Here is an 18,612-nt window from a genome sequence, read left to right on the forward strand (position 1 = left end):
CCCTATGCAGTATAAAAACCAGTTGCGCAACTTTTACATTCCGGAAGAGCAGTCTGTTTACCTGCTAAATGCCAATGATGCAAAAAAGCTGAAAGACTGGGTGGCATTGTGTATTTCTGAACTGGAAAAGCTCGGTTACAGCCAGATTGAACTGATTGGCAAAGGCGCTTATGGCTTTGCTTTTGCCGGGTTGGATACCAGTGAGCAAGCTTGTGTATTTAAATTTTCACGCATCAATTTGCCGCAGCATATTCAGGACAGGCTGGCGGACGAAGCCTATATGCTGTCGCAGGTGCAGCATCCGAATGTACCGCGTTATATCACTTATCAGGTGGTTAAAAAGCAAGGCATTCTGATGATGCAGCGCGGCGCCGGTATCGATTTAGAGCATTACAGCTTAAAGCATGGCCGCTTAAGTGCGCGGCTGTTAGTGGACATTGCCTGCCAGTTGGCGGATGTGCTGTTGGCACTGCGCGGTAATATCAAAGATGGCGAGCAGCAGCCGATAGTGCACGGCGATGTTAAGCCATCGAATCTGGTGTTTGACGAGCAAAACGGCCATGTTAGCCTGATTGACTGGGGCTCGTCGGTATTTGCTCAGTTAGATGCCAACGGCCAGTATTTGGCCAATAACGTGATGCAACTGATGTCGGCGGATTTACAAAACTCCAATGCGCGGATGGGCGATGTGTATTTTATCGGCCCCGAGCAACGCGCCGGCGCTTTGTCCAGCCCGCGCTTTGACGAGCAGGGCGTTGCCGGCACCTTATATGCGCTGGCATCCGGCCAGTCATGTCGTTTTGGCTGCAAAGCGATACCGGCGCGCAGCCTGGGTTTACCGGTAGAGTTTGCCACTATGCTCGACAGTATGCTGTCGGACGATGCCACATTACGGGCGCAGGCCGGTGATTATTTTTTACAGCAGATGCCGGCATTAAAACGATTGGTATTACCGCAACTAAGGCTGTTTGATGACACACCGCAGCTACCTGTGTGGGTAAGTCCGCAGATGCGGGAGCTGGATACCGTAGTGTATTCATCGCGTAAGTCATTTTTACGTGAGCACAGCGAAGAAGAAGGTATCGCCTATGTTGATGATGTGCAATTAGAGCGTTACTACAAAAACTATTTACAAGGCATGGGGGAGACAGAAAAAGCCTTTGTCGCTGCGGTCAGCCGGCTGGCGCGTTTTCCTGTGGTCGGTGGCCTGGCTATTCACTGGCAGGCCGGTGGCGTTTACATAGATTCCAGCTTAAATTTATATGACGACAGCCTGGCGTCGTCTTTTGCTTTGTCAGTTAATAATGTGGTAACGCTGGCGCGCGCCATTGCCAAAGTGGGTATTTTTAAAGCCTGCTTATTTAATGCCCGCAATACTATTCATATCAGCCGAAATAGCCTTAGTGAGCCCTTTGTTGCGCCGGCGGATGCGGTTATTCCGTACCAGCTAGCGCCGGTTCTGAGCAACGAGGATGCCAGTAAACAGCATTCTTATTTTGAAGACGGTAAAGATCCGGATGAGCAATTAACTTTGCCCGATGCCATTATGGATGACATTGCTAAACTGAATTTAATCCGCCATACCGGCTGTATTATTTTTGAAGTGACCACTTTATATATGAAGATCCACAGTTACTACCGTTTACTAGACCCGGCTGCAGAGCAAGAATTTAAGCGTTTACTGCAAAGTATTTTGCATAAAGTAGCCCAAATAAGCGGTGAGGGCGTTGGTGGTTTTATGAAGTTACCTTACAAAGATACGCGGTTTTTTAGCCACCAGGCACAACAACCAATACGTTATTATCCGGCCAATCCGCACAAAGCAGATATAGCCTAGGCTAAAACCTTGTATAAATATCAACCAAATACCGCTTTGGCGTTACGAAAACAGCAGATGGCAGCAAATCTTTGCCCTGAAGTGGTTTAAATTGTCAGGTAAAACGAGTAATGTACGGGTTTTGAGCTTTAGTCAGAATTCCATATTTCATGTCCAACGATAAAACCGCGTTATACCGGCTGCTGAATCAGCAGGCGCAGGCTTTAATTGAGCACGAGCCCGACCTTATTGCCAATATGGCCAATCTTAGTGCGTTATTATTTAACCAGCTGCCTGATTTAAATTGGGCCGGTTTTTATATTATGCGCAGTGGTGAGCTGGTGCTTGGGCCGTTTCAGGGCCAGGTTGCTTGCGTTCGTATTGCCGTAGGTAAAGGCGTCTGTGGTACCGCAGTTGCCAGCGGCGAAGTACAACTGGTTAAAGATGTGCATGAATTTCCTGGCCATATTGCCTGTGACGCGGCTAGCAATTCTGAAATTGTGTTACCACTGCGGCACAACGGTAATATTATTGCAGTATTAGATATAGACAGCCCTAGCTTAGCCCGATTTGACGCAGAAGATCAGGCTGGGCTTGAGCAGCTAATCAGCGTATTTGAACAACACCTGGCGGCAACGCAATGAAAGATGCAATCTCCATTCACGATTATCTGTTTGATATAGCCGATATTGGTGACTGGGAAGGTGATGAAGAGTTGGTAACCGATAAAATTAACAGTGTGTATCACGCTGTTTGGCAAGCGTTACCTGAGAATATATCGGTTGCAAAAATAGAGCATTTATTGCCTGGCATCTGGGATCAGTTACGTGGTGGCACAGTGCTGCTTGAAGCTGATGAAGATGAATTAGTAGATTGGGCTTTGGCTTATGTGCGCCAACAGCTGGAAGAAGGTATTCCGGACTCGGATACTGTAAATGAAGAAGAGTGAAGCGTTAATGACCACCCCAACCGAAGAAAGTAATAAAGCGACCAATGTGAAAGAAGTGCTGGCATATTTGGTAACACAGTTTCCGGGTTGTTTTAGTCTTGCCGGAGAAGCTAAACCGCTGAAGATTGGTATTTTTCAGGACCTTGCCAATAGGCTGCAGCAAGATACAACAGTGAGTAAAACCCAACTACGTCAAGCATTACGGGTTTATACATCAAGCTGGCGTTATCTTGAGTCAACCAAGGAAGGGGTAGCCCGTATTGACCTTGATGGCGTTGCTGGCGAGTTGATTGATTCGGCGCAGGCCGAACATGCCAATAAAGTATTGCAAGAAAGCAAGGCGAAGGCAGCCGAAAAACGCAAAGCAAAGTTAGCGGAAGCTCAAGCAAGAAAACCACAGCCGAAAGATACAGACAAACCTGGTTACAAAAAAACCGCGAACAAAAAGCCGCATCAGGCCTCTAAAAGCACTAAGGTTAATCAAAAGCCAGTTGTTGCAGAGCACAGCGCCCCGGTAAAAGTAGCAGTAACACTACAACCAGTAGCGTCAGCGCAGTTGGTTGTTGGCAGTAACGTGCTAATAAAACTGGGACAAAGTCCAATGTTGGCGACGATAGTTGAAGTGCACAAAGACGATGTGACTGTGCAACTGGCTTCTGGTATGGTGGTGAAAACTCGTCAGGATAGTTTGTTTATAGCCTGACCAACGCAGAGTAGCTTATGAAAAAATATTCAGCACTGGCAACAGCATTTCTAATCGCTTTTAGTCTTAATGCGGCAACAGAGGCAGAGAAATATTCCCTGACCTTGCCAACGATAGCTCAGGACCCACAGCATGCCACGGCAAGTAAACGCATTACGGCCTTGTTCACTCGTGGTCATTACAGCGAGGTGCAACTGGATGATGCGTTGTCATCCAAGATGTTTGATACCTATCTGAAAAATTTAGATTACTATCGTAACGTGTTAACAAAAGCTGAAGTGGCATCTTTTGAACAATATCGTGAGCAGTTTGATGATGGCATTAACAAAGGCAATCTCAGTTTTGCTTTTGATATGTTTAATCATACGCTGAAACAAAGAGCGGAACGTTTTGATTATGCGCTGCAGCTGCTGGATAAAGGCTTCGATTTCAGTAGCGACGATAAATACGCTTACGATAGGGAAGATGCAGCCTGGCCTGTTGATACCAAAGAATTGAATGAAATTTGGCGGCAACGGGTAAAATTTGATGCGTTAAACCTGAAGTTGGCTGGAAAAAACGAAGAAGAAATTAAAACGATTCTGGCAAAGCGCTATCGTAATACGCAAAAACGTCTTACTCAGACTGAAAGCGAAGATGTGTTTCAGTTGGTGATGAATTCTTTTGCCCGCAGCATAGAAGCCCATACTTCCTATTTGTCGCCTCGCAACGCTGATCGTTTCCAGCAGGAAATGAATTTGTCATTAGAAGGTATCGGTGCAGTTTTACGGGCAGATGAAGATTACACTGTTATTCAAAGCTTGGTTCCGGGTGGGCCGGCTGACTTAACACAGAAGTTGAAACCGAAAGATAAAATTATCGGCGTCGCCCAAGATAAAGCTGAATTTGTAGATGTCATTGGCTGGCGGCTTGATGATGTAGTTGATTTAATTAAAGGCCCCAAAGGCAGTACCGTTCGATTGCAAGTGGTTGGCGGTAGTGATATCGGCACCAGCCAAGCTGATATCATCACTATTGTCAGAGACAAAATAAGGTTGGAAGATCGGGCGGCAAAAGCCGAGGTATTTAAACCTGTATTATCAGAGCTTGAGCAAAAAATTGGTGTGATCAGTATACCTGGATTTTATAATAATCTGGCTGATGACGTTAAAAAGTTGCTTGCTGAACTTAATACCGAGCAAGTAGAAGGCGTTATCATAGATTTAAGAGGTAACGGTGGAGGCTCTTTGCAAGAAGCAACTCTGCTGACAGGGCTGTTTATTGACCGTGGTCCGGTGGTACAAATCCGCGAAGGCGACGGTAAGGTTTCAGTATCACAAGACAATGATGGTGTAAGCTTTTACGATGGTCCATTGACCGTCATGGTCGATCGTTACAGTGCCTCTGCCTCAGAAATTTTTGCTGCGGCAATGCAGGATTATGGCCGGGCATTAATCGTTGGTGAGCAAACGTTTGGCAAAGGTACCGTGCAGCAGCACCGTGGTCTGGGTCGTATTTACGACATGTTTGAAAGTCCGCTGGGCAGCGTACAGTACACCATTGCCAAATTTTACCGTATTAATGGTGGCAGCACGCAGCATAAGGGCGTTATTCCTGATATTCAGTTTCCAACGGCAATAGATCCTGCTGAATGGGGCGAAAGCACGGAAGAATATGCACTGCCGTGGGATTCAATTAACGCCGCCGTATACACTTCACTGAATGATATTTCTCAGCTAGTTCCAGCATTGCAGCAAAAACATCAGGCGCGTATTGCGAAAGAGCAAGAATTTCAGTATTTGCTGGGTGATATTACCGATTTTAAAAAGCAGCAAGATGAAAAAACAATATCTTTGCGTGAGTCTGAACGTATAGCAGAGCGTGATACTAATAAGGCAAAACAACTGCAACGTACTAACGACAGGTTGAAACGGCTGGGTTTGCCTGTTGTAACGTCAGTTGACGACGCACCGGAAAAGTTGGAGGAGATTGATCCGTTTTTAGAAGAAGCGGCAAACATTACCGTAGATTTAAAAGCAATTACCCGGTTAGCCAAACAATAAACAGGGGTAGGGCTGTTATAGCTATTAAGGCGGTATTACATACCGCCTTTTGTTAATTAAATACAATAAAACATAATAATTATAAAGGTTAAGTATGACAACACGTGGTGAGTTCTCATCGAGGATAGGCTTTATTCTGGCCGCGTCTGGCTCTGCTGTTGGTTTAGGTAACATCTGGGGGTTTCCAACGCAGGTTGCCAGTAATGGCGGCGGCGCTTTTGTATTAATGTATCTTATATTGGCTTTTGTCTTAGCCTACCCTGTCCTGATGGCAGAGCTACTGATAGGCCGTGCAACAAAATCAAACGTTGTAGATGCTCTAGGCCAGGTATCCCGTGGGATGTCAGGCCGCTTTGTTGGTGCCTGGGGCATTGCTACCGTATCGTTGATTTTGGCTTTTTATGGCATAGTTGGCGGCTGGATGCTAGCTCACACGTTTGAAGCACTTGTTAGCCTCGCAGGTTTTGATGGTTTGGCTAATTGGTTAATCACTTTTTCTCTTAGCCGAAATTTGCTGTTTTGTGCCGTGTTTATGTTGTTAACCGTTGGGATTGTTAGCGGGGGGGTCGTTAACGGCATAGAGCGCTGGTCCGTGCGGTTAATGCCGACTCTATTTATCATTATGCTGGTGTTGTTTGGCTACGTCATGACTCAGGATGGTGCTATTGATGGTTTAAAAGTTTATTTGCTGCCTGATTTTACTCAAATTCTTAATCCCGATTTATTAATAAGTGCTATGGGCCAGGCGTTCTTTTCTATGTCGTTGGGTGTTGGCACCATGTTAATTTATGGTTCCTATGTTAGCCACAGTGAAAATCTACCTCGCTTAGGTGTTGCGGTGTCTCTGGTGGATATTGGTGTCGCTGTACTAGCGGGGTTGTTGATTATTCCTGCTATGTATGTGGCACTGAATAATGGTGTGCAGATATTTGGCGATAACGGACAGCTGTTGTCCGAAGATACGCTTATATTCACTGTACTACCGTCATTGTTTACAACCATGGGTTTTGTTGGCGGTATTGTGGCGTTTGCATTTTTTCTGCTGATGTCAATTGCGGCACTGACATCTTCGATTTCGATGTTGGAAGTTCCAGTGTCTTATGTGGTAGAGAAGCGCAATGTGGCCAGACAAAAAGCAGTTTGGTTAATTGCCGCCGTTATTTTTGCACTTAGTTGTTTAATCATTTTTAACTTTGATACCTTGTTTGGTTTTATTATTGCCCTGACAACGCGTTACAGTCAGCCATTATTAGGTTTGATGCTATGTTTGTTTGCGGGTTGGATTTGGCGTCGAAATGACATTTTACAAGAGCTGAAAAAAGGCGATGCCCAAGCTGAAAATAGCTTTTTTTGGCGGATTTGGCCCTGGTATGTCAAGTTTGTTTGTCCGTTAGTTATCGTAGTAATGTTTTACCGCTCTTTGTAAGCGGTGTTGAGTTAAAACTTATAACAATAATAAAGTGAAGGGCGCCAAGGCGCCTTTCAGCAATCGGAGTCTCTATTACATGTCTGAAAAACAACCCAGCTTCCTTGATGCGGCGATACCGCTGGTGGTGTTGATAATTCTGTTATCTGCCTCAGTATATTTATTCGCTGATAATTCATCTTATGGTCCAAACCAAATAGCGCTGTTTCTGGCAACCGCGGTGGCAGTAATTATTGGACTGAAAAACGGTTATCGCTGGTCAGTGATGGAAAAAGCTATGGTGAAGGGGATATCACTTTCACTTGGCGCAGTGTTGATTTTGCTTTCAGTTGGTGCATTGATTGGCACCTGGATGTTGTCAGGTACGGTACCCACGCTTATTTATTATGGTCTACAGTTACTAAGTCCAAGTTGGTTTTATGCCGCCAGTTGCTTGCTGTGCGGTATTGTTGCGATGAGTATTGGCAGTTCCTGGACCACTGCAGCAACTATCGGTGTAGCATTGATTGGCGTTGCAGCTGGTTTAGGCTTGTCACCTGCAATTACCGCCGGTGCAATTGTATCGGGCGCTTATTTTGGCGATAAAATTTCACCGTTAAGTGAAACTACTAATCTGGCACCAGCCGTCGCCGGAGCTGATTTATTTGATCATATTCGTCATATGCTATGGACTACAATACCCAGCTTTGTCATAGCCTTGCTGCTATTTACACTGATAGGTTTTAACTCCGACGTTAATGCTGATTTTGCCCGCATTGATGAAATCAGCTCAGTGTTAAAGCAAAATTTTTCTATCAGTTTTGTGTCGTTGATCCCGTTGTTTGTATTATTAACCATGGCTATTAAAAAGGTGCCGGCATTTCCGACGGTATTTATTGGGGCTTTGTTGGGTGCGGTTTGGGCGGTTTTTTTCCAGCAAGAGTTGTTAATCCGATTAATCGAAACAGAAGTGCCGGCAGCATTGGGTATCGCTAAATTAATTTGGCATATATTGCACGCTGGTTTCACTATCGATACCGGCAATGCCAGCTTAAATGATCTATTAAGCGGTGGCGGTATGTCTAGTATGCTGAATACCATTTGGCTGGTGTTTACCGCAATGATGTTTGGTGCAACCATTGAAAAAATTGGTTTGTTACGTAAATTTGTAACATCAATTTTATATTTTGCCCGCAGTACCGGTTCGTTAATCACTAGCACCATTGCAACGTGTTTCGTCACTAACGTGCTTACAGCAGATCAATACATGTCAATTGTGATGCCGGGTCGTATGTTCAAGGAAGAGTATCAGCGACGTAATTTGGCTCCTGTTAACTTATCCCGCACTTTAGAGGACGGTGGTACTATCACCAGCCCATTGATACCGTGGAACACCTGTGGCGCCTATATGCACAGTGTACTGCAGGTGAGTCCGTTGGATTATGCCTTTTATGCGTTTTTTAATTTAATTAACCCTGTACTGGCTATTATTTATGCTTATTGCGGTATTAAGATCTTAAAGTTAACGCCACCCGATTCGGTGATGCCCGATATCGCCAAAGCATGATAGTAAAAAGCCTGATTTGATCAGGCTTTTTAGTCAATATACTACGTATAACCAACTGTAATTTTCGTGAGGCATTTGTATGACTGAGCAGCATAACAATCGGTTGGTGAAATTCCGCCAAGACTATCAACCTCCAGCTTTTTCTATCAGCTGTGTAAAGTTATGTTTTGAATTAGAGCCTAATACCACCACGGTCACCTCAGTGATGCAAATGACGCGGCAACACGCAGACGTGCCTCTAATATTGGATGGCCAGCATTTAACCTTGTTAAGTATTGCTTTGAACGGTGATCCACTATTAGCAGATGCGTATCAGGTTGATGCGCATTGTTTAACCGTGTTCTCGTTGCCGGATCAGTTTGAGTTAACGATCGTGACGCAGTTATCGCCGCAAAGTAACACAGCGCTTGAGGGGTTATACCTGGCCGGAGACACTTATTGCACGCAATGTGAAGCTGAAGGGTTTCGACGTATCAGCTACTTCTTAGACCGACCTGATGTATTGGCGGAATACTACGTAACAATTATTGCGCCCGCACAGCGTTATCCGTTCTTATTGTCTAACGGCAATAAGCTGTCGGAGCATGTTGATAGTGCTGGTAATAGAGTTGTGCAGTGGCACGATCCGTTTCCTAAACCCAGCTATCTGTTTGCTTTAGTCGCCGGCGATTTTGCTAAGCTTAGTGACCAGTACATTACACAATCAGGGCGTGAGGTTAGCTTAGAGCTGTTCGTGGAAAAAGGCGCGGCCAATAAAGGCGATTTTGCATTGCAAGCACTAAAACGTGCGATGAATTGGGATGAGCAACGGTTTAACCTGGAATATGATCTTGACGTGTATATGGTTGTCGCAGTTGATTTCTTTAACATGGGCGCGATGGAAAATAAGGGACTAAACGTTTTTAACAGTAAATATGTACTGGCAGATCCAAGCAGTGCAACCGATCGTGATTATTTTAATATTGAGTCGATTATTGGTCATGAATACTTTCACAACTGGACCGGAAACCGGGTAACCTGCCGTGATTGGTTCCAGCTTAGTTTAAAAGAAGGCTTGACGGTATTTCGTGATCAGGAATTTAGTGCCGATATGGCTTCAGCCACGTTATGTCGTATTGACGCCGTTAAACTGATCCGTACCGCACAATTTGCCGAAGATGCCAGCCCAATGTCACATCCTATCAGACCTGAGCAGGTGATAGAGATGAACAATTTCTATACGGTTACCGTGTACGACAAAGGTGCTGAAGTGATACGCATGCTGCAAACCTGTTTAGGTAAAACCGATTTTGCGCGTGGTTTAGCACTGTATTTGCAGCGACATGACGGCCAGGCAGCGACCTGTGATGACTTTCTACAAGCTATGCAAGATGTTACCGGGCAAAATTTAACTCAATTTGGTCTTTGGTACAGTCAATCAGGCACGCCAGAGTTAACAGTGTCGCAGCACTACGACGCTTCGTCAGCAACCTTGCGCTTGAATTTGGTACAAATAACGCCTGCCACAGCAGATCAATCGGAAAAGCAACCTTTGCTTATTCCGGTAAAAATAGAGCTACTATTTCCTAATGCGACAGTGCAGCAGCACTTATTGTTGTTAACGGATGCCGAGCAACAATTTGTATTTGATAATGTGACGCAGCAACCCGTAGTGGTATGGCTTGAACATTTTTCTGCACCGGTAAAATTAATCAATAATGTTGATGATGATAGTTTGTTGTTTATTGCCAGACATGCCACAGATGGCGTGGCACGCTGGGACGCTATGCAGCAATTCTGGAGTCGTAAAGTAGCTCATTGCCTTAGCGCTTCGCAATCTGATGCCGTATTGCCAGATGCAGTGTTGCAATTGATGCGGCACTGGTTAACTCAACCTGGCGATGATTTAGCATTGACAGCGGAGCTCTTGACGCTACCAGACTTTGATACTCTGGCTGAGCAATATCAGCAGATACCGGTAAATCAGTTAATTGACATCTTACGTCAATTTAAACAACAGATTTCGGTCAAGTTGGCCCAGCCACTGCGCCAATGCTACGACGTTTTGCCATTTCAGCCCTACAGCTATAATCAGCAAGCGAGCGCTGTACGCCGATTGCGAGCGGTGTGCCTAAGTTATCTGGTGTTTAGTAGTGTAGATGCTACTAATGTTCTGACATCACAGTACCAACATGCTGACAATATGACGGACGTGATTGCCGTGTTAACGGCGAGTCAGCAATTAGACAGTGATATTTTTCAAAATTTAGTGAATGATTTTGCTGACCGTTGGCAACATGATGCTTTAGTCATGGATAAATGTTTCGCCCTGGTCGCGTCGAATCCACACCCACAGGTGTTTGCTGCTATCGAGACTATGCAGCAGCATCCTTTATTTAGCTGGAACAACCCTAATCGGGTTCGCGCTTTACTGTCAGCGTTTAGCCAGCGCAATCCGGCGCAATTTCATCGCGCGGATGGTAAAGGTTATCAATTGCTGGCTAATAGTATTATTAAGCTTGATGCGATTAATGCGCAAGTTGCAGCCAGATTAGTTACCCCCTTGTTAAGTTGGCGGCGTTTTGAGCCCAAACGTCAGCAGTTGATGCGTTCAGCCTTGCAACAAATTGCTAAAATAAAGGGTATTAGTAATGATGTATATGAGAAGGTAAGCCGAAGTCTTAATTAATGCGTAGATACTTTTTTAACGCCTATATAACTGCAGACCAGTGCTATGGCTATTATCGCGGCAAAATTAAATATGTTGTGGTAACTGCTGATGGGGGTGAGAAGGTGCAATTGCATTTTCGGCATTTCCAACGCTTTGTCGATGTTAATGGTTTCAGAGGGCGTTTCCGTTTAACGGTTGACGAAAATGACGCTTTTGTTAGCTTAGAAAAAATTAATTAGAGTTTATACTTTAAACGCTGAATTAAAACAATCACTTGCTTAAGTTGCTAGTTTGACCTTTAATTTCATTAGCTTATGCCGATTGCGAATAATAGATCGGACCAGTGTTAAACTGCTTATGGCTAATCAAGTGCAAAAGTTGAGCAATAAATATAAAAACTGAATAAAAATCAACAGATTTACGTTGCACCAAGCCTTGCCTGTCAGTTGAAATGATGTAATTATTTTAACCAGGTAGGCTGAGATCGGATCAGTTGGCTAAGTAATATAATTATAAAGACACTTAAAAAACCTGCAGGGACAGGGGGGAGAAAACAAGATGAATAAAAGGTCAATAACCTTTGCTAAGAAGCCCTTAGCCGTAGGTATTGCATCAGCGCTGTTTGCCTTGTCATTGGCACCAGTGCAAGCCGCGTCGTGGGACCTCGGTGATGTCAATATTACCTTCGACTCAACATTTTCATATGGTGGCAGCTGGCGGATGGAAGATCGAAACTTCGATACCATCAGCAAAGTTAACCACCCACGCTTTGATTGGGACGGCTACAATGCCGCGACCAATAATATCTATCTGCCATCACAAATCTGGCAAGAGCCAGGTAGCTACTCCAGCAATGGCGATGCAGGTAACCTGAATTACGACCGTGGCGATATGTTTAGTAGCCTGTTCAAAGGCTTACATGAGCTATCAATCACAAAAGACAATATCGGCTTTTTTGGCCGCTTTATGTATTTTTACGATTTCGCCCTGATGGACCAGGATGGTGCTTACACCAACCCGGTGTCTGGAAATCGCGTAGACCCTTGTGCCGATGATGAAGCTAGGGATCTTACCTGCCGTGACATCCGCTTATTGGATGCTTATGTTTACGGTAACTTTAGCTTTAACGACGGCATGAATCCCGTTACGGTTAAGGTTGGCCAACAAGTATTAAGCTGGGGTGAAAGCACACTAATTCAGCATGGTATTAATATTACGCCAATTGATGTTGGTGTTGCCCGTGCACCAGGTGCTGAATTAAAAGAAGCCTATATTCCTGTAGGCATGGCTACGCTGAATATCGGTCTGACAGAGAATTTGTCGACTGAACTGTTTTACCAGTACGAATGGGTAAACAGTTATCTGCCAGTGCCAGGTACCTATTTCTCTACCAATGATTTTGCGGGTAAAGGTGGCTATTTACAGAATGTGCAATTGGGTTTTGCCGGTAACCCGGATATTGACCTTGCGCACGTACTGGAAAACCTGAACTTATTAGGAATGGGTGTCGCTACCGGTGCACTGAACCCGGCGCTGGCTGCGCAGGCTTATTTAGCATACCCAACAAAAGTGACGCTGCGTCCTTATGGTAGTGCCGGTGAAATAGAACCTAAAGACGGCGGTCAGTATGGTATTAAGTTTGAATACTTTTCGCCTGATTTAAATGACACTGAATTTGCCCTGTATTACATGAATTACCATAGCCGTGTTCCGGTAATCTCTGGTATTGCATCTGACTTCACCCAGGTTGGTGCCGACATTGGCCGCTTGGCAGCAATGTCTGCAAGTGGCGGTGTTACAAAGGAAAATATCAGCCAGTTAGCTGCTTTTTCTAAAGCTTTAATTGAGTATCCGGAAGACATTAAGCTGTATGGTTTCAGTTTCAATACAACCCTGGGTGAAACATCTGTCGCCGGTGAATTGTCTTATCGCCAGGATGAGCCATTACAAATAGACGATGTGGAAATTCTGTATGCAGGTATGCCAGAGCAGCTGGCTAACGCCGGGTTGCGTCCTGACCTTGCCGGCATTTCGCAAATTGGTCGAGACCCGCGCTATGGTGAAAAAGTTCTGCCAGGACAAAAAGCCAATGGCTTTATTCTGGCTGATACCATGCAAGCCCAAATGACCTTCACGCATTTATTTGGCCCAACCCTGGGCGCAGATAACTTGTCAATGCTGGCAGAGGTTGGTGGTATTCGTATCCAGGATATGCCAGAGCAAAGCGTGCTGCGTTTAAACGGTCCCAACACCGACCGTAGTGGTGGACCTTTACTTGGCCTGACAAATGGTGAGTTGGTCAATAAAGATGGCTTACATACCGGTCTGTCAAATGGCGCAGAGACTAACCCGTTCCCGACGGCATCAGCCTGGGGTTACCGGTTACTGGCTAAAGCAGACTATAACAACGTATTTGCTGGCGTAAACTTATCCCAACGCGTGGTGTTTTCCCATGATGTGAACGGTATTACACCAGATCCACTGTTTATGTTTGTTGAAGACCGTAAGTCGTTAGCTTATGCCGTTAGCTTTGATTATCTGAGCAAATGGTCAGGAGAGCTGTCTTATAATGTTTTCTGGGGTGGTCAGGGCACGACTAATAACGTGGAAGACCGCGACTTTATCTCTTTCAATATCAAGTACTCTATTTAAGGGACGAGCACTAATTATGAAAAAACTCACCCTAATTTCATCAGCAGTTGCATTGGTTTTAAGCTGCTCAGTTGCGGCAAAGATTACACCAGAGCAAGCAGCACAACTGGGTAACGATTTAACACCAATGGGCGCAGAGAAAGCTGGTAATGCAGATGGGTCAATTCCTGCCTGGACGGGCGGAATTACCGCTGCACCAGCCGGTTATAGCGCAGGCATGCACCATATCGATCCGTTTGCCGACGATAAGGTGTTGATGACTATCGACAAGTCTAACTTGGATCAGTACCAAAATATGCTGAGCCCAGGCCAAATCAAGTTGTTTGACATCTACCCTGATAGCTACAAGATGAATGTGTACCAAACTCGGCGTACTGCGTCTTATCCGCAGTATGTCTACGATGCGACTAAAAACATTGCCACTAAAGCTGAGTTGATAGAAGGTGGCAACGGTATCGTTAATGCAGCGATTGGTATTCCGTTCCCAATACCTCAAAATGGTCTTGAGGCGGTGTGGAACCACTTATTGCGTTTTCGTGGTGTTGCGGCTAGCCGAAATGGTGGCCAGGCAGCGCCTACAGCAACTGGTGCTTACACCATTATTGGCTTTGACGAGCAAATAATGTTTAAGTATTCCGAGCCAAACGCCACGGCAGAAGCGTTAACTGCAGAGAACATTTTGTTTCGCTTCAAACAGGGCGTAACGTCTCCGGCACGTTTAGCGGGTACTGCATTGTTAGTACATGAAACGATGGACCAGGTAAAAACGCCACGTCAAGCCTGGACGTATAATACGGGCCAGCGTCGTGTTCGCCGGGCACCTAACGTAGCTTATGATGCGCCAGGCACGGCATCAGATGGTCTGCGTACCACCGATGACTTTGACATGTTCAACGGCTCCCCGGATCGCTACAACTGGGAGTTAAAAGGCAAGCAAGAGCTGTATATCCCGTATAATAGCTATAAAATGCATAGTAATGAGGTGAAATATGCTGATTTACTGCTGGCTGGCCACCTTAACCCTGAGTATGTACGCTGGGAAAAACACCGTGTTTGGGTCGTCGAAGCGACGCTAAAAGATGGCACCCGTCACGTATATGGTAAACGTGTATTCTATATTGACGAAGATAGCTGGCAAATCCATGTTGCTGATCTGTACGACAACAGAAATGAGTTGTACCGTGTCGCTGTTGCACATGGCTTGAACTACTATGAAGTGCCAACGCACTGGAGTACGCTTGAGGTATATCACGATCTTAATTCGCGCCGTTACATTGCTATCGGTTTGGATAATGAAGATAAGATGTATGACTTTGGTGTTAGCCTGACTGATGCCGATTTCACACCTGCAGCGCTGCGTCGTGAAGGTACTCGCTAGTATTGATTAATACTGGTTACGGTTGGCCTAGTGCCAACCGTTTTTATTTATACTAACCAATAGAGTAAAAGCTCAAAATATGTGTAATAAACTTATCTGGTTTACCGCGGCGAGCAGCTTGTACTTTTCAACCGCTATTAAGGCTGAAACACCACAAGTTGATGTTCAGGCTGCGTATCATATGCCGCTGGCAAGTAAATCGTTATTAACTGATATCATTAGTGTTGCCGGGAAAAAGCTAGTAGCAGTGGGCGAACGTGGCCATATTCTGGTTAGCCAGGATGGCACTAACTGGTTACAGGCCGATGTGCCAGTGCAAGCTAATTTTAACAGTGTCTACTTTGCTAATGAGCAGCAAGGTTGGGCGGTAGGACATGATGCGACTATCGTAGCTACCCATGATGGTGGCGTAACGTGGCAGTTACAGCACTACAAACCTGAGACAGATAAGCCTTTATTCGATGTGTATTTTGTCAATGAGCAAAAAGGCATGGCACTGGGTGCATACGGCATGTTTTTGCGCACAGATGATGGTGGCAACAGCTGGCACAAACATTTTCATGACGAGCTGTTGTTAGAGGAAGATCAACAGTATCTGGCTGAACTTAAGCAAACCGACCCTGAGTTGTATCAGATTGAATCTGAAGCATTATTGCCGCACTTTAACCGCGTATATGCTGACGGTAATGTACTGTATATGGTTGGTGAAGCAGGCTTTGCCGCCAAGAGTTTAGATTTTGGCGACAGCTGGCAGCGATTGGACGAGTTTTACAATGGCTCGCTGTTTGATTTGATACGTACACCACAAATGGCCTTAATGGCCGCAGGCTTGCGTGGCCATGTGTTTGTCAGCGAGGATCAGGGGCAAAGTTGGCAGCAAGTTATGCTAGATGAAAATGCCACCCTCAATAGCGTATTCGCAGACGAAGCGGGAACGATTTATCTTGTTGGCAACGCGGGCACTTTGCTAATCAGTCGCAATACTGGCGACAGTTTTACCGATCGGTCATTGGCCGACGGCAAAGCCATCGTAAACGGCTTAGTCTGGAATAAGCAGCTAATACTGGTAACCGAGACTGGTATTAAAACAGTTAACCTAAGTGAACTGAATTAAAATGAGTGTAAATCGTTTAGTTAATAAGTTTGAATACGCCTTATTTCGCCATCGTACCCTGGTTATTGTTGCCTTTTTGTTGGCGACACTATTTTTGCTGTTTAAAGCGACGACGATAAGATTAGATGCGGGTTTTACAAAAAACATCCCTCTTAAGCACGAGTACATGCAAACATACTTGCGTCACGCGCAAGACTTTGGCGGTGCTAACAATATCTTAATCTCGCTTTGTGACAACTCTGGCGATATTTTCAATGCGGACTTCTTTGATACCTTAAGGCGTGCGCATGATGAATTGCTGTACACCTCGGGTGTGGACCGGGTGCAGGTAAAATCACTGTTTAGCCCCAGTACGCGATTTGTCGAAGTGGTTGAAGACGGCTTCGCCGGTGGGCCGGTGATCCCGGCTGATTTTGTCGCGAACAGTATCGGTCTGGCTAAAGTAAAGGAAAACACTGAAAAAGCCGGCATAGTCGGGCGAATGATCGCTGATGATTACAGTTGCGCGATGATTGCAGCACAATTGTTAGAAGTCGACCCAGACACGGGTGCAAAACTGGATACAATAAATTTTGCTGCGACGTTAGAGCAGAATATCAGAGCCAAATATGAATCTGATACGGTAAGCGTACACATTATTGGCTTTGCTAAAATGGTCGGTGACGTGGCTGATGGTGCCAAAGGCGTGTTGCTGTTTTTTGCCATTGCTATTGCGGTGACATCGTTAATGGTATTGTTTTTTTGCCGCTCGGTAATGTTAACTGTATTACCAATAGCCTGCTCGCTTATCGCAGTAGTGTGGCAAATGGGTCTGCTGTCAGCACTGGGATTTGGTATAGACCCGATGTCTATCTTGGTGCCTTTTTTGGTGTTTGCCATCGGTGTTAGCCATGGTGTGCAAATGATTAACTCTACCGGTAAACGTGTTGCTGCGGGCATGGATGCTAAAACGGCTGCTCAAGCGAGTTTCCGTAAGTTATTAGTGCCTGGTGGCGTGGCACTGTTATCCGATACTGTCGGCTTTTTAACGTTATTGATCATCGAAATTGGTGTGATCCGCGAGTTGGCAATAACGGCAAGTTTGGGTGTTGCCGTTATTATTCTGACCAACCTTATCCTGTTACCGGTGTTAATGTCGTTTGTTAAGTTCAGCCAGCGTTACAAAGATCATGCTGCGGCCCCAACACCCATAGCAGACAAGTTTTGGTTTGCGTTGTCCGCTTTTGCAACTCGCAAGTATGCTGCTGTGGTATTGCTGCTAACGGCCGGGCTATTTGCGTTTGGGTATATGCAAAGCCAACAACTTAAAATAGGCGACTTGCATGAGGGTGCGCCGGCGTTGCATGAAAACTCGCGCTATAACCTGGACACCAAGCTTATAACCGAGCGCTATGCAATATCTGTTGATTATTTAAACGTGATGGTGGAAACCATTCCTAGCGCTTGTACCGAGCACAGTATTATGAGCCGGATTGATCAGTTCCAGTGGGCGATGGAAAATGTTGCTGGTGTGCAATCTGCCGTGTCGTTGGCATCAGTTTCAAAAACAATAAATGCGGCATTCAATGAAGGTAATGTGAAATGGCGAGTGTTGCCTCGCAACACCCAAAGCCTGGTGCAGGCCTCATCACGGGTTGAAACCAGTACTGGATTGTTAAATACAGATTGCTCAGTTATGCCGGTAATACTGTTCTTGCAAGACCACAAGGCTGAAACGATAGAGCGGGTGGTTTTGGCGGCGAAAAAATATGGCGCTCAGTTTGGTGATGAACAAACCCGCTTTATGCTCGCATCGGGTCCTGCAGGTGTAATGGCTGCAACCAACGAAGCGGTGGCAGAGGCACAGCAACCCATGATGTGGTATGTCTACGGTGCTGTTATTCTGCTGTGTTTACTTAGCTTCCGCTCACTTCGCGCCACAGTTTCAGTTATCGTACCGCTGTATGTGGTATCGGTGCTGGCTACTGCACTGATGACTGCACTGCAAATTGGTCTGACAGTATCAACCTTACCGGTTATCGCCTTGGGTGTAGGTATAGGTGTGGATTACGGTATCTATATTTTGTCCAATATGACCCAAGCATTGCGGGAAGGGGCGCCGTTACGCCAGGCGTATTTTGAAGCGTTAAAAGAGCGGGGAAGTGCAGTATTGTTTACCGGTATCACTTTGGCCATTGGTGTCAGCACCTGGGTATTCTCCGCGCTGAAGTTCCAGGTCGATATGGGCATTTTGTTAACCTTTATGTTTGTGGTGAACATGCTCGGTGCAATTTTGGTATTACCCGCGCTGGCAGCATTTTTGTGGCGTAATAAGTAAAATAAATTTTTGCATGAAT

13 protein-coding genes are annotated in these 18,612 nt (G+C 45.4%); all 13 read left to right on the forward strand.

Annotated features, from left to right (window positions below):
* Positions 1-4: 4 nt before the first annotated feature.
* The gene (locus I4W93_RS03925) at positions 5-1,837 is read left to right on the forward strand and encodes a protein kinase domain-containing protein (protein WP_205310681.1); all 1,833 of its coding nucleotides are present in this window, start codon (positions 5-7) and stop codon (positions 1,835-1,837) included.
* A 149-nt stretch (positions 1,838-1,986) separates the two neighbouring features.
* Positions 1,987-2,460 (forward strand): free L-methionine (R)-S-oxide reductase MsrC, encoded by a 474-nt coding sequence (locus I4W93_RS03930; protein WP_205310680.1) that lies wholly within the window; start codon positions 1,987-1,989, stop codon positions 2,458-2,460.
* Positions 2,457-2,765: a hypothetical protein gene (locus tag I4W93_RS03935; protein WP_205310679.1), complete on the forward strand. Its 309-nt coding sequence runs from the start codon at positions 2,457-2,459 to the stop codon at positions 2,763-2,765. Before I4W93_RS03930 ends, I4W93_RS03935 begins: the two co-directional genes overlap by 4 nt.
* Entirely contained in the window at positions 2,752-3,468 is a 717-nt protein-coding gene (gene proQ, locus I4W93_RS03940; protein WP_224673248.1) for an RNA chaperone ProQ, read from the forward strand. The genes I4W93_RS03935 and proQ overlap by 14 nt, the downstream gene beginning before the upstream one ends.
* 17 nt (positions 3,469-3,485) lie before the next feature.
* Positions 3,486-5,510, forward strand: coding sequence for a carboxy terminal-processing peptidase (prc, locus tag I4W93_RS03945; protein ID WP_205310678.1), 2,025 nt, complete (start codon positions 3,486-3,488; stop codon positions 5,508-5,510).
* Between the two features lie 94 nt (positions 5,511-5,604).
* Positions 5,605-6,936: a sodium-dependent transporter gene (locus tag I4W93_RS03950; RefSeq protein ID WP_205310677.1), complete on the forward strand. Its 1,332-nt coding sequence runs from the start codon at positions 5,605-5,607 to the stop codon at positions 6,934-6,936.
* 79 nt (positions 6,937-7,015) lie between these two features.
* On the forward strand, positions 7,016-8,482 hold the full coding sequence (gene nhaC, locus I4W93_RS03955; RefSeq protein ID WP_205310676.1) for a Na+/H+ antiporter NhaC: 1,467 nt from the start codon (positions 7,016-7,018) through the stop codon (positions 8,480-8,482).
* Positions 8,483-8,561: 79 nt separating this feature from the next.
* Positions 8,562-11,150 carry an aminopeptidase N gene (pepN, locus tag I4W93_RS03960; RefSeq protein WP_205310675.1) on the forward strand — a complete coding sequence of 863 codons (2,589 nt, stop codon included), beginning with the start codon at positions 8,562-8,564 and terminating at the stop codon, positions 11,148-11,150.
* Positions 11,150-11,371 carry a DUF2835 family protein gene (locus I4W93_RS03965; protein ID WP_205310674.1) on the forward strand — a complete coding sequence of 74 codons (222 nt, stop codon included), beginning with the start codon at positions 11,150-11,152 and terminating at the stop codon, positions 11,369-11,371. The genes pepN and I4W93_RS03965 overlap by 1 nt, the downstream gene beginning before the upstream one ends.
* A gap of 319 nt (positions 11,372-11,690) precedes the next feature.
* On the forward strand, positions 11,691-13,784 hold the full coding sequence (locus tag I4W93_RS03970) for a DUF1302 domain-containing protein (protein ID WP_205310673.1): 2,094 nt from the start codon (positions 11,691-11,693) through the stop codon (positions 13,782-13,784).
* Positions 13,785-13,800: 16 nt separating this feature from the next.
* Positions 13,801-15,162 carry a DUF1329 domain-containing protein gene (locus I4W93_RS03975; protein ID WP_205310672.1) on the forward strand — a complete coding sequence of 454 codons (1,362 nt, stop codon included), beginning with the start codon at positions 13,801-13,803 and terminating at the stop codon, positions 15,160-15,162.
* Between the two features lie 79 nt (positions 15,163-15,241).
* On the forward strand, positions 15,242-16,276 hold the full coding sequence (locus I4W93_RS03980; protein WP_205310671.1) for a WD40/YVTN/BNR-like repeat-containing protein: 1,035 nt from the start codon (positions 15,242-15,244) through the stop codon (positions 16,274-16,276).
* A gap of 1 nt (position 16,277) precedes the next feature.
* A complete protein-coding gene (locus tag I4W93_RS03985; protein ID WP_205310670.1) occupies positions 16,278-18,593 on the forward strand; it encodes an efflux RND transporter permease subunit in 2,316 nt (771 codons plus the stop codon).
* Positions 18,594-18,612 lie beyond the last annotated feature (19 nt).

The organism is Rheinheimera maricola, from assembly GCF_016918075.2.
GTDB lineage: Bacteria > Pseudomonadota > Gammaproteobacteria > Enterobacterales > Alteromonadaceae > Alishewanella > Alishewanella maricola_A.